The sequence below is a fragment of the Paenibacillus sp. FSL R5-0810 genome (genome assembly GCF_038002285.1).
Lineage (GTDB): Bacteria > Bacillota > Bacilli > Paenibacillales > Paenibacillaceae > Paenibacillus_AQ > Paenibacillus_AQ lactis.
In genome coordinates this window covers 583,275-597,281 of sequence record NZ_JBBOCF010000001.1, presented here as the reverse complement: position 1 = coordinate 597,281, position 14,007 = coordinate 583,275, and the positions used below count along the sequence as shown (strand labels likewise).

Genomic DNA, 14,007 nt, shown 5'->3' with positions numbered 1-14,007 from the left:
CTATTGTTCTCCTCGCCCCCTCTTATTAATAGGAAATAAAATTTAAGCCCCCTGTTTTGGCTCCAAATCACGGGGTATTTCATCAATAAATTCTCAATCACAGGGTTGACAATGACCAATGTAATATAATAACATACTAACGGAAGTATTATTTCTTACAATTAGTAAGTTGTTAAGGAATAATAATTCAACCTATTTCAGCGATCACCTTGATGCATATTTGCTTGAATGATAGGACATCTTTTTATCAGGCGTATGCAATCCAAACCATGACTCAGGAGGGTTTATCAACATGTCTAAAGACTTCCTTACCGCACTTAAAAATCGCCGTTCCTACTATGCGATCAGCAAGGATTCCGTCATCTCCGATGAGCGTATCCAAGAAATCGTGAAAGATGCCGTGAAATACACGCCTTCTTCCTTCAACTCCCAAAGCGCACGCACGGTCGTTCTGCTTGGTGAGCAGCATGACAAGCTGTGGAATATTACGGAAGGCATTCTGAAGGAAGTGGTGGGCGACGAGCAAGCATTCAAATCCACCGCTGAGAAAATGGCCTCTTTCCGCGCAGGCTATGGCACTGTATTGTTCTTCGAAGACAACGATGTCATCGCAGGGCTTCAGCAAAACTTTGCGCTCTATGCCGACAACTTCCCGGTATGGGCGAATCAGTCGAACGGCATGCTTCAGCTCGTCGTTTGGACGATGCTGGAAGCCGAAGGACTGGGTGCTTCCCTGCAGCATTACAACCCGCTGATCGACGAAAAAGTAAAAGCGGAATGGAACATCCCAGAAAACTGGAAGCTGATTGCGCAAATGCCGTTCGGCAAGCCGGTCGCTGAGCCAGGGGACAAGGAATTTGCTCCGCTTGAAGATCGCGTGAAAGTTTACAAGTAAGCGAAACAAGACAAAGAGCCGCCATCAGGAAGCCTATTAAAGCTCCTCATGGCGGTTTTTTGCTGCATTGACATTGTTTTTTCGATGCAGAGACGTTACAATTACCCAGTAAGAAGCCGCCCTCTTTCGTAAGCTTGGACCGGCCGGTCAAAACAAAATTTCATATCTTGTGTTGCTGTACTAGGGGTGCCTTGTGCTGAGAAACGGCAGAACCGCCGTTAACCCTTATTACCCGATCTAGGTCATGCTAGCGTGGGGAAGTGTAGCGTTCATGTTTATGTTTTGTTCGCGTAGACATCGCCGCACTTATCCCTTAGGGTGCGGTTTTTTTGCGTTATTTTGCGTTCTCAAATTTATGCTGCAGGAGGAATCTACAATGAATGAGTTAGCATGCGGAACCAGCCGGATTGTTGGCTGCCGGTTCTCGGTATTGCCGATGACGGACCGCTTCGTCGAAGTGATTATGGGGGCGTTGGAGTCTGTGCACACGGATAAGGTATGGATTCATACCGATGATGTCAGCACTTGTGTTCGCGGACGTGCCGAGCACGTATTTGACGTTACCCGTGCGATATTCGCCCATGCGGCAGCTTCCGGCGTACATACAGTCTTTAATGGAACCTACTCCATCGGCTGCCCAGGCGATACGGATGCGGATGTCTATATGTCCGAGGATTCCCGGGTGTTAAACAGCGAGCTTGGACCACACGCGGATATTGAAACCGCCTGCCAGTTCGCCTTGTATCCGCTCGGAACCGAGCATTATATGGATATTATCTACGGAGAAGTGCAGCGCGCCAAGAAAAAGGGAACCTTCGGGGGCAGCGTCCATTACGCAAGCCGTCTCGACGGAACGCTCTCTCGAGTATTCGAATCCCTCGAGGATGCGTTCAAGCATGCCATCCAAACAGATACCAGCCACCTCGTGATGACCGCTGTCGTCTCCGCGCACAGTCCATCGCCCAAGCAGAAAAGCGTTTAATATGCATGCTTAAGCAAACAAGGACCCGGCCATATGCCGAGTCCTTGTGCTATCCACCGCGTATCGCCTTTGATTCAAACCCAAGCAAGCGAGATGATTACGAGCAGGATAAAGAGAACCAATATAATACCCGTTGATGTGCCCCAAACATCTCCACCATATGCTCCGCTCATGACGATCCCTCCTGGATTTATTGAAATACGTGATGTCATCACATATTTAAGGTATGAGCCGGAAAGAACGACGGTCACGGCAGCTGTACCGCTTGTCTTTTCCCCCAGCCATGGCCTTATTCTTCATATCCGGCAAGCAGCTGGCCTCCGTAAGGGAGCAAAACCTGCTCGCACAGCTTCATGAGCTGATGCGATTGCCGGGTACGGTACATCGCCTCCAGCGCTTGCACCAACCGCTCGCTAAAATGCGGATCGAAGCCGGAGACTAGCCGGAACAGCGTCTTCCCTTCCCCCGTCCACTGCCGGTTAACCCTCAGAACAAACTCGCAGAGCAAAGTCGATATTTTTTGAACGGTAAACCAGGCTTCCCCGTCCCCTTTGGCCTGCTTAAGATCCATCATGTATTCGGTGATCATGTACCGGGCTGCGTCAATATCGGACATCGTTAATGGCAGCGGACCGTAATCCAGATCAGCCTGGGCCTCCGCGCGAATGTCTTCCCCTTCCGGTACCGAGCAGAGAACGATGCCTTCAGCCATGATCCGCTGCAGTGTCGGATTCGCCGCAACGATGCCTGCGTCAAAATCTTCGCGATAGCCGGAGCTAGATATAATAAACAGCTCTACGATCCAGCCGGCAGCTTCAATCGTCCTTCTCCTCAGCCCTTCGCCTTCTCTCTCCACAATGATCACGTCAAGGTCTGAGTGCTCGTTGTGCTCTCCCCTGGAAGCACTGCCCCCCAGTACAGCCAGCAGACAATCCGGATATTGTTCCGACACGACCTTCCTTGCGGCCTGAATCGGCTCCATCTTCATGCGTATTTCCCCCAAACCGCTCATATCTTCAAAAAAAGGGCTCAAAATAGTAAATTCAGCGAAAACCCCAAACGTACCTCAATCATATGGTAAATAAACAAATATCCTTATGCAGATAACGAAAGTAGGGATCAATTCGATGAATTACATTAACATGCTGTCCAAATTAGGGATGGGCAGCGCCCACCCCGGGGGATTCGAGGCCACACTGAGAATGCTGAATTCGCACCCCATCCGGCCGAGCAGCCGAATTCTGGAGGTTGGCTGCGGAACCGGCCGAACGGCCTGCCATCTAGCCGGCCTAGGCTACCAAGTGACGGCCATTGATCTGAATGAGCATATGATTGCAAAAGCAAAAGCAAGAGCAGCGGCGATGGGCACGGATGTGGAATTTCTTCAGGCCGACGTATGCTCGCTGCCTTTTCCGGACAATCAATTCGATGTCATTCTGGCCGAGTCGGTCACCGTCTTCACCGATACGTCGCGCTCCATTCCGGAATATTACCGCGTTCTGGATGCCGGCGGAATTTTATTGGACAGGGAGCTGATTCTGGATAAGAGCATGCCTGAACCGCAGCTCGACGAGCTGCTTGCCTTCTTCGGCATCCCCCGCCTCATGGACCGGGAGAAATGGCGCGATGCGCTGCTGGGCAGCGGCTTCAAGCAGGCCGAGGTGCTGGAATACAATCATTTCAACGAGAAGCTGAAGGAGGAACAGACACGCCATCTGGATGCCTATGAGCAGCGGGATAAAGGAATACTGCTCGACCTTGCACTCTGGGAGACGGTCTTTAAGCATGACCGCATGATTCTCGATAACACCGAATATTTGGCCTCCGCATTGTTCCGGGCAGAGAAATAGACAGCCGATGGAGCGGGTTTTTTGCGCATCCGCGTTGAAATCCGCTCTATTCTTTTTATGAGGATGATTAGAGGTCAGGGGCTTTCAGGTCTTTGTCAGGGTCTTTAGACTCACCCGATTGAAAATTTTGTAATTCCTTGTATCTACTTTTGTCGCATGATGATATAATCATGGTAAAAATATCCTATATAGCTTGAGGAGGATTCATTCGTATGGCATGGTTCAACAGACTCCCGATCGCTCAAAAAATCACAGCAGCCTGTTATCTCATTGCCGCCTTGTTCGCGCTTCCAATGCTGATCGCCTTTATACTCGTAGGCAAAGCGGTCATTGGTATCGTACTTGTTGCGGTGCTAATCGGACTCACTTATCCACTTTCCCGTGTCATTGAGAGAGCGCTTACGAGCACGTTCTCCGAAATCTCCAGCGTCTCCGCCAAAATTGCCAAAGGAGATTTTACCTTCCAGGTAGAAGAGATGGGCGGAATGAATGATCTCAGCAGAACCTTCAACAGCATGGTGGACAAGCTCCGCAAAATCCTTCAGGAAACCTCCGACATTACCCGCAGCGTCATGGCTTCAAGCCGGAATATATCAACGAAAAATCAGGAGCTTATCCAGGTCATGAACCAGGTATCGCTTTCTGCAGGAGAGCTGGCCGTCGGAGCAGGCGAAATATCGGAGGACGTGTCCGCAATGACCGACTCGATCAAGGAAATCGAGGAGAAGGTCGGCAATTACACCCACTCTACCCATGAAATGAACTCCCGGTCGATGGCAACTTTGCAGCTGGTGGAGCAAGGAAGAGAATCGGTATCCCGGCAATCGGCCGGCATGCTGCGAAATATCGAGGCAACGGCCAAAGTATCCGAATCCATTGATGCGCTCGCGCGAAACGCCAAAGGCATTACGAAAATTACCGAAACGATATCCGAGCTGGCCGATCAGACGAATTTGCTGTCATTAAACGCTTCAATCGAGGCGGCCCGTGCCGGCGAGCACGGCGCCGGCTTTGCCGTTGTAGCCCAGGAGGTTCGAAAGCTCGCGGAGGAATCGACCTCCTCCACGCGTGAAGTGTTCAATCTGGTTCGCAGCATTGAGGCAGACATTAAGCATGCGACCCAGAACATTAAGATCAATGAGGATGTCGTGCGCCAACAAACGGAGCTGATCCGGGAAGCCGAGGAAGTCTTCATGCAGATCGTAAGCAGCGTGCAGTACATCACCGAGCAGATTGCCGCCTTCTCCAAGGAAAGCGAGTCCATGCTGGAGAGCGCGCAGAGCATATCCGCCGCCATTCAGAACATTTCGGCCATTACCCAGCAGTCCGCAGCAGGGACGGAGCAGGTATCCGCCTCCATGAACGAGGGGATTACCTCAATCAAGAAGATGGCCGAAGAAGCAGAGGCAATGAACAACGCTGTCTTCCAGCTGCAGAAGACGATCAATATTTTCAAATTCTAGCTGAATTACATACAGAAGCAGGCCTGAATCGGCTTCACTCCGAGTCGGGCCTGCTTTTTGCATTTCACGATGCTCCTCCTGGTTCGATGATCCTGGATCGCGGAAGCCGTATTTTACGTTTCACAAGAAAATACTTTGGAAAAACCAATTATTCCTCGCTCATATGCGGCTTGAGATCATTCTTCGTGATCCGCTTATCGTCCTCGCCCATGATCTGTTCAGCCATCATCTCCGCAAACGGCGTCAGCGGCAGCCCGCTCAGCTGCGCCAGCGGAATCCATGCCGCGCCTAACGAATCCTCGCCGTCCCCTTCCGATTTCAAACCTGCCGGCTCATCCGCCAGCTGAACATCATAGATGATCCCGATATGATGGAGCTCCTCCAGCCTGTTCTCATCATATTGATAGATCATCGTATAGGAGACCGCAGTCCGAATCGTTCCCTGGACGGACGATAGGCCTGTCTCCTCCAGAAATTCACGCTGCAGCGTTCGCTCGGGCTCTTCTCCGAACTCGACCGATCCGCCGGGCAGATCCCATTTCCCCCGATGAGGACCCCGAGCTTTCTGAACCAGCAATAGGCGCTGGCTGCGAATCAATACGCCATAAATGCCGAGATGGGTATATTTCTCCAAACTTACCGCGCTCCTTTTCGTGCAGTGAAGGTAATCCATTCGCCGCAAAACATTATATCCCTGCCGTCGTGGACCTCGGGAATTTCCTTATGGACCTGCCGCTCACACAGGATCTCCCAATCGGCATATAAACGATGCAGGATCGAGAAGGCGCGTTCCGTTGGAAGATTCAGTTCGATCAAGCCCTCCTGCTCCTTGCCCGTCTCCACATCCATTTCCTTTACATTCGTGTTGATCATGATGCAGTGGATACCAAGGGGAGCGGTGCCTTCCTGCATCTCTTCGAGCTTGGCAACGAACGCTTCCTCCGAGGTGAGGTGCTCGAGGCAGGAGCAAGCCACAATATAATGATACATGCCCGGCGTGATTCGAAAATACTGGGCATCCGCCACGTGCGTCTCGATATGGGACGCAACGCCATACTGCTCGGCATACTGCCGCAGCTTCGTGATTGCCGACTCGAGCAGATCCACACAGACGACCGTCCCGTTCATGTCCTGGATCCGCTGAGCCATCGGAATGCTGTTCCGGCCGACGCCGCAGCCTAAATCCAAAACCCGCATGTTCTGGACCTTCAGCAGCTCCAGATGATCCATAACCGCGGCTACTGGCCGCGCCAGCCAGGTCCCCTGCTCAAACAATGCGGTTTGATCGTAAAACTGCTCGTGATAAGCTATTTCCTTCTCGCGGGCTTGCTGAAAATCACTCATCTCGATCTCTCCCTTCCTGTTGCGGCATAGCTTAGGCGATGTCCACATGTGCCGCTAAATGAGGGCAGGCTTCAAGCGCTAATCCTCAAAAATCGTAAGCAGCGGCCACTGGCTCGCCCACTCCTTTCTTAGTACCCTTTCCAGATAATACTCACGCTTTAAGAATGCGGGGGAGCGCCTGACGCGAAGCCCGAATAAATCTTCCAGTCCATACGGGCAGATCAGCTCGATTCCTCCAGCCGGATTTAGCCTAGCCCCGATGGCCGTAGCGGTTTCGGGCCACATCGACATCGCATCTGCTGTTGACTGGTAAGGCCCGTCCCCATTCTTGATATGCATTCGGGCCTGATTCTTGACGGACCACTTGGGATTCAGCGTCTCTTCCTTTAGTCTCCGCTCCAGATGCTCGTCCCGGTCCTCGGAAGCATCGTCCGGATCAAAAAACACCACATCGATATCGCTGTGCCGATCGGAACGATCATATCCATGGAGAATATCCCACGCATAGTTGCGGATATAGCCTGCAGCAATATAGCATTGCGGCAGGTCCAGCTCCCGCACCCGCTGCAAATCAGCCATTAATGGCTGATGCTCCCTGATCCAGCTCTTTAAGCGTTCCTCTAACATTCCATTCACCTCCTGCAAGCATGCCGTAACATCCAAGTTTTGAAAACAAGACTGATTTTAACCGAGCGCACAACTTTAAGGCTTAGCTGCATTTTCAGAAAAATAGTTACAGAAGGAATAACGGCGAAGGCTCGTTCGAACGATTACATCCTCCCGCGAAAAAGCCAAAGACCGCCTCCTAATGGAAAACGGTCTATGCTCAGTCAACAAGTAAACCTATTATATTCCAGTTAATCCCTGCCGGCAATACAGCAAAGTTCACAAGATATTCCTTTAAGCAAACGAAAGCCCCTTAGTAGATCGAGACTCCACCCGAGCAGGATTTGAGGCTTGATTACAATCAAATCGCCTTTGAGTACCGCAACCGCCGGTCAGACCGCCGCGTCAATTCGCTCCTGTGATGCGACGTCGCAGCGCTTGCACACCTTCAGTGCCGTTCCGTCCGTCTTCGTCCGCGGATACAGCAGCTTCGTTCGCGTGCTTCCGCACACCGGACACGTGCCCCGGGCTCGGCTGGGCAGATGCCACAGCGCCTTTCCTCTTTTTTGCTTGGCCATTACATTCAATCCCCCGTTTCATTCATCATTTCGCTGACTCTACATTGTATGAACGGGGGTGCCGCAACATGTTGCAAGAACATGGCTGAATGAGTACATACTTAAAATTTGAACATTGTTCAAGCCGCCCAGTCTTAAGAAAAAGCCAAAAAACCATAGAGGGAGCTTTAAGTAAACGTCCTCTATAGCTTATTGGCTATTGGCTGCTTAGGGTAAATCCTCCGAACAGAAGTGCTCCATCAATGAGCTGATGCCGGCTGCTTCTCCAAGAACAACTCGATTTCCTGCTTGGACGGGATGGAAGCCTGTGCACCGGGCCGTGTGACCGTTAACGCGGCGGCAGCTGCAGCGAATCGAAGCGCAGCTTCGGTTGCCATGCCCCCTGAACTCGCTGCCGCATATGCACCGATAAAGGTATCGCCTGCGGCCGTCGTATCCACGGGCTTCACGCGGCAAGCCGGCACGGTGATCCGTTCTCCTCGGCGATTTGCATAGAAGCATCCCTGCTCTCCCAGTGTAACGATCACGTTCTCCGTTCCCAGGCCTAACAATTTCCCTGCGGCAAGCTCGGCCATCATCGGGTCTTCCACCTTCACGCCGCTGACGGCAGCCGCCTCCGTCTCATTCAGAATCAATGTATCCAGCAGCGGAAACAGCGACGGAGGCAAAGCCCGAGCAGGAGCCGGGTTCAGCCAGACGCGAACCCCCGCTGCACTCGCAGACTGAATGACAGCCACGTTTGTCTCCCACGGGATTTCATTTTGCAGCAGGACTGCATAAACATCCTCAAAGCGGACCTCCGCTTGGACATCAGCCTCCGTTAATTGGCCGTTGGCTCCCGCTGACAACACGATATGATTCTCGCCTTCTTCATTAACCGTAATAATCGCCATGCCCGAGGTGCCTTCCTTGGCTAGAACGGACTTCACCTCTACTCCCCGATCCTCCAGGGAAGAAACGAGCGTATCGCCAAACGGATCTTGGCCGACCGCTCCGATCATCGCACACTCCGCGCCGGCCATTGCGGCGGCCACGGCCTGATTCGCCCCTTTCCCTCCGGGGAAGAAGGACGTTCCGCTGCTGTGAATCGTCTCCCCCGGCAGCGGGAACTGCGATACGCTGCTGACCACATCCATGTTGATGCTGCCAATGACGTACAGCTTACCCACATCGATCTCCTCCCTTGTTGTCTCTAGTTACGATACGGACGTTCGGACCTGAACCTTTCGAATTTCGAGCTCCCCATCCTCCAGACAGCCGAACCCGAACATGCCGTGTTCAAATGCAGCGTCCTTGCACTCCAGAACACTTTCTCCATTGATATACAAAGTGAAATGATCCTTCTGCGCTTTCAGCTTGAAATGATATTCCTGCCCATGCTCCCAATCGTATCTTGCGGTGATGAGCCGTTTCACTCCGAAATCCTGCTTGATAAACGATACGGCGTTCGGACCGTCAAAGCCGGCCAAATAGTGCCTCATCACGCCCTGCGCTCTTACGATGAGACAATGGCTGTCCCCCGAGATCGGCGTGATAACCGCTTCGACCTCCATGTCCTTCGCATAGTAATTGCCAGAGTAGGATGAGGCATCCCCTTCTGCCTTCCCCCAGAGTGCGCCATCGCGCAGCTCCCATACTCCCCGATGGTGGGAGAACGGGGTGACTGAGCCGAATTCCTTGGCCTGCTTGGAAAAATCGATGGCGTATTTCGCCTCGCCCGTAATGCGGAACTGTCCGATGAACAGCCGGCCGATGGCTCGGTCTGCGAGAGGGGAAGGGCTCTCCAAGATCCAGCCGATCTCATCGATCATGGCCCCATTGGTATCCGGAATCACCCATTCGACATCGTTCCACTTTCCATTCTCCGGCGTAACCGGGCTCAGCAATATTTCTTCTCTATTATAAGTGTTGCGTACGTATGGTGTCAGCGTGACCGGCTCACCCTCCCATTGATCCGCATAGATTTTCGCAGAAACGGTTTGACCGCTATAGGCCAGCGGAGCAAAGGTCGGCTTATATTTCTCGTCATTGAACTCGGCTCTTCGGTAGAACGGCTTGTAATAAATTTTGCTGCTGTCACCCTCAACCAATCGGTCAAACACAATTTCGAGCGAGCCCCTGCCGTCATATGAATGCTGCACCGAGTGCCTGACAACAGGCGTCTTGAACGGATTGCTGGTGCGGAAGCCGTGGGTTGAGCCCGGCAGATCAAAATCGAAGTACACCTCGCCCGGCTTCACGCGCTCCACCAAATCCTGAGGGGCCGTTTCTCCGTTCAGCCGATAGCCGAGCAGCGCAAGCTCCCTGGCGAAGGTGGGGAAGTCGACCAGATTCAAATAGCCGGATACGCTCGAGGCAACGATAAAATCATTGATCGGCTTGCGATAGTGGTCCGGAATGCCGGCCAGACCGCCGTATACACCAAGAATGCTGCCGACATTGCCTGCGTTGCAGTCTGTATCCCAGCCGCACATCGACGCGATCTCGACCGTACGGGCGAAATCCCCTTCGCCATACAGCAGGGCAAGCACGCATACGCCGGCATTCGGGATAATATGGCACACCCCGGTGTATTTATCATAGCCCCAGTGGTCCTCCAGGTATTGCCGGCATGCCCTGAAATCTTCGGGATGCTCGCGATGGAAATCCAGGACCGCATGCACGACGCGTGCATACGTAGAATCTGCCGGAATCATGCGCAGCCCTTCGCTTATGATTTCACCGACGGAAGCTGCATCGAAAGCTTTGGCGATGCACGCAGCCATGAAGCGTGCGCCATAGAGCCCGTTGCCGTCATGGGATACGCTCGCCGCCTTCTCCGCGTATTCGGCGGCCTTCTCCGCCCGCCCGGGGAACAGCAGCCCCCAGGAGTCGATGAAGATCTGGCCTCCGATCTGCTCCGCCATTTCCTCTCCGTTCACCTCGATCGAGCCGGACTTCGGAGCGGGGATTCCTTTGCGGAGGTTCACGTAGGCACGATGCTCCGTGCTGACATCCTCCCCGCCCCACCAGAACATGCCGATGCCTTCGCGGGCATAATTGAGCCAAGCTCTGCCGACATCCTCCGGCTCCAATTCCCGGTCTGCTGCATCGTCATAAAGCGCCCGTATAAAAAACACCGGCCCGTTCGCATCATCATCTGCCGCAAACGTGGTATACGGCTTCACATAATCGCGGATATCCCCATATACGTCACGTATACGTTCGTAGGTCCAAGCCACTGGCTCAATGGGTGCTCCCAGCCGAATGCCGATGTTCATGCCGATAAATCCGGCATAGACCGACTCTACATAATTCTCAGGTAACATAAACGTCCACTCTCCCTCCCAGCCAGTTGAACAAGTTGTGCCAAGGCCAGTCATGTTCCTTCTTTCATTCCTTGATCGGGGCGGCAAGCTCGGTAGCCTCGTGTAATACCGATGTCTCCCTCAAAATAAGCCTTACCGCCCCTGGCAAGTCCGGCAAGTCACAGTCCGGATTTCCTGCTCTCTTGGATAACGAAATCCTGCTGAAACGACCGACAATTCTTCAGATCAGGTTGCTTGATAACGGTTCGAATCTAACGGTTCATATTCAACGCTTTAAATTCAAAGGTTTAAAGCAACTCATCCATCCATACTCGTTTTCTGCTTTCATAAATCCGCAGATCCTCCTCGATGATTCCGGCTGCGATTTCGGAGAAGCGGTCGGCGATGCCGCATAGATCCAGACGGTTCACCTTGTTTAACTGCTCGATGTCCTCGGTCCGAATCACTTCATAGCCATGCATAGCGCCAAGGATGACGCCGGCCATAACGCCGATGGAGTCGGTATCCCGGCCGGAATTGACGCCGTCCAGAATCGTCCGGTAATACTCGCCGTCATTCAGCACCATAAAGGCAAGCGCAAGCGGCAGCTCCTCAATCGACCACAGCCGGCTCGGTGTGTAATGGTTGCTTGGAACGCCCAACTTGTCGATATGACGGCTGACGTCATCGCCCATCGGCGAGTACTTCAGCAGGATCTCTTGGAACGTCTCAACGACCCTGTCCATATCGTCCCGGAACGGACGCAAGCCTCGGGCCGCTTCCGTCAGTTCGGCGATCGCAGCTTTTGTGCCGTCCTTCGCGAGGGCGATCGCCGTACGGACGATATCGTCCACCGTCACGCCCGGCTCGAAGGCTTTGGCAACGCAGGCTGCAAGCACACCGGCAGCCTCCAGTCCGTAGCTGCTCTGATGGCCCATCGCGAACAGAATCGCTTCATCATAAGCCGCTTTTGGATGGCAAGCATTGACGATTCCGATCGGGGCGATGTACATCGCCGCACCGCAGTTGACCATATTGCCGATGCCGCCCTCCCGCGGATCGCAGTTTGCCAGCACATGGCGCATGAAGATATATTTTTCCGGGTAAAACAGCCGATCAATAATCAGCGTCTCTTGATCCAGCTCCGGGACGTAGGTCTTGCGAAATGCGATTTCCTTCACGAATTCATTGCCCATGTCGTAGGCGTCCAAATGCCTGCCCTCGGTCATATACACCTTCATCAGCGCGATGGTCATCAGCGTATCGTCCGTAACGATGCCGTCCCCCCGCATCCTGCCAAGCCGGACATCGGCGGGAAGATCCGCCTTATGCCACTTGGTCATCAGCGACTCCACCCGGCCGTATTTGGACTTGATCTCCGCATAGGTCAGCTTCTCGACGGGAGCCCCCAAGGCATCCCCGAGCGCAGTCGATAGGACCACGCCCCTTACTCGGTCACGAAAGGATGTCATCAGCTTCAAGCTCCTTACTTGATGTTCTCGTTAGCATATTTCGTTATTTCCGTACCTCCGGCAGCATACCAAGCTTCAACAAATTCATCGAACTGGGACAGGTCCTTCTTGCCGGTAATGAAATCGGTCGAGTATTCCTTATACAGATTGTTCATCGCATCCCAGTTGGCAACGAATTGATCGGGAATCAGGAAATTGTTGTCCTCGGTGTAAAACTCCGAAGCCATGCTCAGCGACTCCGTTCCCGGCTTGCCAAGCAGCGGCGTCTTCAGCGGCGTTTCCGATTTCATCTCGGTCGGCTCCCAGAAGCGTGCATACCACTCGCTGTAATATTTGTCGTTCAGCACAATCTCGCCGTTCTCCACGGTAAAATGCTCGTTCTCGAATCCCAAACGGTCCAGCATTTGTCCTTTCGGGCTTGCCAAGTAATCAAACACCTGGAAGGCAATATCCTTGTGAGGGGACTGCGAAGAAATCGCGAGTCCGCGGGATTCCTTCGTTACGTCGGTTGCCCCGAAGCCCTGGCCTCCGTCTCCCTTGGCAGGCGGCAGCACGATCAGCTCGGCCTCCTTGCCTCCCAGATCCTGCATTCTTCCGTCGTACAGATCCAAGATTTTGCCGACGGTGCCTGTAATTACGGCCGCATCTCCTTTATAGAAGGCATCCTCCTTCGTGTCCCACTGCTTCGTGATGAATTGCGGGTCCAGCAAACCTTCCTTGTAAAGCTTGTTATAGAAGGTCAGCTTTTCCTTCTCGTTCTGGGATACCTTGGAATATTCATACGTTCCGTCAGCCTTCTTGAGCCAAGTCGTGTCAAGGCCGAAAGCGGTATTGAAAATGAAATTGATCTCGGCAATATCGCCGGCGGCGGTCAGCGCATAACTAGGCTTGCCTTCGCCCGGCTTTTTCTCCACCAGCTCTTTAAAGAAGGCGTAATAATTGTCGACGGTCGGATTTTCGATCAGCGCTTTCGAGCTGTCCATCGCATTGAACCAGTCGGCGCGGATCACCGGCGCTTTCGGCGCGAGCGGCTTGATCCACATTAGATACGGATAGCTCTCCATGCGGGTTTTGTTATGCGGCTCCATGATGTCCTTGATGTACTTGGATTTTTCGATATACGGCGTCAGATCCTCCAGCAGTCCCTGCTCCGAGATTTGCTGGTCGCCGCCCTGGAAATAGATGATGTCCGGAATCGTGCCGCCGAGCAGCAGCAGATTCAAATTCTCGGCATAGCTGCCTTGCGCCAGATCGACGAGCTCAAACTTTACGTTCAGCCCCTCATCTTCTGCCAATGCTTTCTCCAGCGTTTCGAAAAATTTTACGGAGACCGGATTGGCCGTCCCCTCATCCTTATACACGATCTTCAGCGTCACGGGATCCCCGCTTCCGTCAGGCTTTGCCGCTTCCGGCTCCTGCCCGGCGCCCGGCGCGTTCGAGTTAGAGTTCGATGTGCATGCGGACATGACCATAACCAGCATGGCAACGATTAACAACAGGCTTACCTTTTTCATTGGTTTGTTCTCCCCT

Annotated in this window: 14 protein-coding genes and 1 riboswitch; of the genes, 4 read left to right on the top strand and 10 right to left on the bottom strand. The window is 53.1% G+C overall.

Annotated elements, in window-relative coordinates; genetic code table 11:
* The first annotated feature begins 292 nt into the window (after positions 1-292).
* Together MKX76_RS02775 and MKX76_RS02770 are read left to right on the top strand one after the other, a co-directional pair.
* A complete protein-coding gene (locus tag MKX76_RS02775; RefSeq protein ID WP_341032956.1) occupies positions 293-895 on the top strand; it encodes a nitroreductase family protein in 603 nt (200 codons plus the stop codon).
* Positions 896-1,067: 172 nt separating this feature from the next.
* Positions 1,068-1,171: riboswitch (TPP riboswitch) on the top strand.
* A 100-nt stretch (positions 1,172-1,271) separates the two neighbouring features.
* The gene (locus MKX76_RS02770) at positions 1,272-1,877 is read left to right on the top strand and encodes a YkoF family thiamine/hydroxymethylpyrimidine-binding protein (RefSeq protein WP_341032955.1); all 606 of its coding nucleotides are present in this window, start codon (positions 1,272-1,274) and stop codon (positions 1,875-1,877) included.
* Between the two features lie 74 nt (positions 1,878-1,951).
* Here MKX76_RS02770 and MKX76_RS02765 read toward each other — a convergent pair whose 3' ends face one another.
* Together MKX76_RS02765 and MKX76_RS02760 are read right to left on the bottom strand one after the other, a co-directional pair.
* A complete protein-coding gene (locus MKX76_RS02765) occupies positions 1,952-2,050 on the bottom strand; it encodes a sporulation protein YjcZ (protein ID WP_007132173.1) in 99 nt (32 codons plus the stop codon).
* A 116-nt stretch (positions 2,051-2,166) separates the two neighbouring features.
* The gene (locus MKX76_RS02760) at positions 2,167-2,865 is read right to left on the bottom strand and encodes a nucleotidyltransferase domain-containing protein (RefSeq protein WP_341032954.1); all 699 of its coding nucleotides are present in this window, start codon (positions 2,863-2,865) and stop codon (positions 2,167-2,169) included.
* Between the two features lie 139 nt (positions 2,866-3,004).
* On the opposite strand from MKX76_RS02760, the gene MKX76_RS02755 reads away from it, so the two are divergent.
* Both MKX76_RS02755 and MKX76_RS02750 read left to right on the top strand, forming a co-directional pair.
* The gene (locus MKX76_RS02755; protein ID WP_341032953.1) at positions 3,005-3,727 is read left to right on the top strand and encodes a class I SAM-dependent methyltransferase; all 723 of its coding nucleotides are present in this window, start codon (positions 3,005-3,007) and stop codon (positions 3,725-3,727) included.
* A gap of 212 nt (positions 3,728-3,939) precedes the next feature.
* Entirely contained in the window at positions 3,940-5,190 is a 1,251-nt protein-coding gene (locus MKX76_RS02750; protein ID WP_007132176.1) for a methyl-accepting chemotaxis protein, read from the top strand.
* 148 nt (positions 5,191-5,338) lie between these two features.
* On the opposite strand, the gene MKX76_RS02745 is transcribed toward MKX76_RS02750, so the two are convergent.
* The 8 genes from MKX76_RS02745 to MKX76_RS02710 form a co-directional block, all read right to left on the bottom strand.
* The gene (locus MKX76_RS02745) at positions 5,339-5,824 is read right to left on the bottom strand and encodes an NUDIX hydrolase (RefSeq protein WP_251537474.1); all 486 of its coding nucleotides are present in this window, start codon (positions 5,822-5,824) and stop codon (positions 5,339-5,341) included.
* A 2-nt stretch (positions 5,825-5,826) separates the two neighbouring features.
* Positions 5,827-6,534: a class I SAM-dependent methyltransferase gene (locus tag MKX76_RS02740; protein ID WP_341032952.1), complete on the bottom strand. Its 708-nt coding sequence runs from the start codon at positions 6,532-6,534 to the stop codon at positions 5,827-5,829.
* 78 nt (positions 6,535-6,612) lie between these two features.
* Positions 6,613-7,161, bottom strand: a complete 549-nt coding sequence (locus MKX76_RS02735) for a nucleotidyltransferase family protein (protein WP_210094719.1) — start codon at positions 7,159-7,161, stop codon at positions 6,613-6,615.
* Positions 7,162-7,532: 371 nt separating this feature from the next.
* Entirely contained in the window at positions 7,533-7,718 is a 186-nt protein-coding gene (locus MKX76_RS02730) for a hypothetical protein (protein ID WP_007132180.1), read from the bottom strand.
* A 239-nt stretch (positions 7,719-7,957) separates the two neighbouring features.
* Positions 7,958-8,887 (bottom strand): ribokinase, encoded by a 930-nt coding sequence (gene rbsK / locus MKX76_RS02725; protein WP_341032951.1) that lies wholly within the window; start codon positions 8,885-8,887, stop codon positions 7,958-7,960.
* Between the two features lie 27 nt (positions 8,888-8,914).
* Entirely contained in the window at positions 8,915-11,026 is a 2,112-nt protein-coding gene (locus MKX76_RS02720; RefSeq protein WP_210094721.1) for an ADP-ribosylglycohydrolase family protein, read from the bottom strand.
* A 287-nt stretch (positions 11,027-11,313) separates the two neighbouring features.
* On the bottom strand, positions 11,314-12,477 hold the full coding sequence (locus MKX76_RS02715) for an ADP-ribosylglycohydrolase family protein (RefSeq protein WP_007132183.1): 1,164 nt from the start codon (positions 12,475-12,477) through the stop codon (positions 11,314-11,316).
* A gap of 14 nt (positions 12,478-12,491) precedes the next feature.
* Positions 12,492-13,991, bottom strand: a complete 1,500-nt coding sequence (locus MKX76_RS02710; RefSeq protein ID WP_007132184.1) for an extracellular solute-binding protein — start codon at positions 13,989-13,991, stop codon at positions 12,492-12,494.
* Between the last annotated feature and the right edge of the window lie 16 nt (positions 13,992-14,007).

What these genes read in the sequence shown, in the direction of transcription:
- MKX76_RS02730 (WP_007132180.1), bottom strand. Translation starts at nt 7,718, where the DNA reads ATGGCCAAGCAAAAAAGAGGAAAGGCGCTGTGGCATCTGCCCAGCCGA.
- MKX76_RS02715 (WP_007132183.1), bottom strand. Translation starts at nt 12,477, where the DNA reads ATGACATCCTTTCGTGACCGAGTAAGGGGCGTGGTCCTATCGACTGCG.
- MKX76_RS02755 (WP_341032953.1), top strand. Translation starts at nt 3,005, where the DNA reads ATGAATTACATTAACATGCTGTCCAAATTAGGGATGGGCAGCGCCCAC.
- MKX76_RS02740 (WP_341032952.1), bottom strand. Translation starts at nt 6,534, where the DNA reads ATGAGTGATTTTCAGCAAGCCCGCGAGAAGGAAATAGCTTATCACGAG.
- MKX76_RS02750 (WP_007132176.1), top strand. Translation starts at nt 3,940, where the DNA reads ATGGCATGGTTCAACAGACTCCCGATCGCTCAAAAAATCACAGCAGCC.
- MKX76_RS02735 (WP_210094719.1), bottom strand. Translation starts at nt 7,161, where the DNA reads ATGTTAGAGGAACGCTTAAAGAGCTGGATCAGGGAGCATCAGCCATTA.
- MKX76_RS02765 (WP_007132173.1), bottom strand. Translation starts at nt 2,050, where the DNA reads ATGAGCGGAGCATATGGTGGAGATGTTTGGGGCACATCAACGGGTATT.
- MKX76_RS02760 (WP_341032954.1), bottom strand. Translation starts at nt 2,865, where the DNA reads ATGAAGATGGAGCCGATTCAGGCCGCAAGGAAGGTCGTGTCGGAACAA.
- MKX76_RS02720 (WP_210094721.1), bottom strand. Translation starts at nt 11,026, where the DNA reads ATGTTACCTGAGAATTATGTAGAGTCGGTCTATGCCGGATTTATCGGC.
- MKX76_RS02710 (WP_007132184.1), bottom strand. Translation starts at nt 13,991, where the DNA reads ATGAAAAAGGTAAGCCTGTTGTTAATCGTTGCCATGCTGGTTATGGTC.
- MKX76_RS02775 (WP_341032956.1), top strand. Translation starts at nt 293, where the DNA reads ATGTCTAAAGACTTCCTTACCGCACTTAAAAATCGCCGTTCCTACTAT.
- MKX76_RS02770 (WP_341032955.1), top strand. Translation starts at nt 1,272, where the DNA reads ATGAATGAGTTAGCATGCGGAACCAGCCGGATTGTTGGCTGCCGGTTC.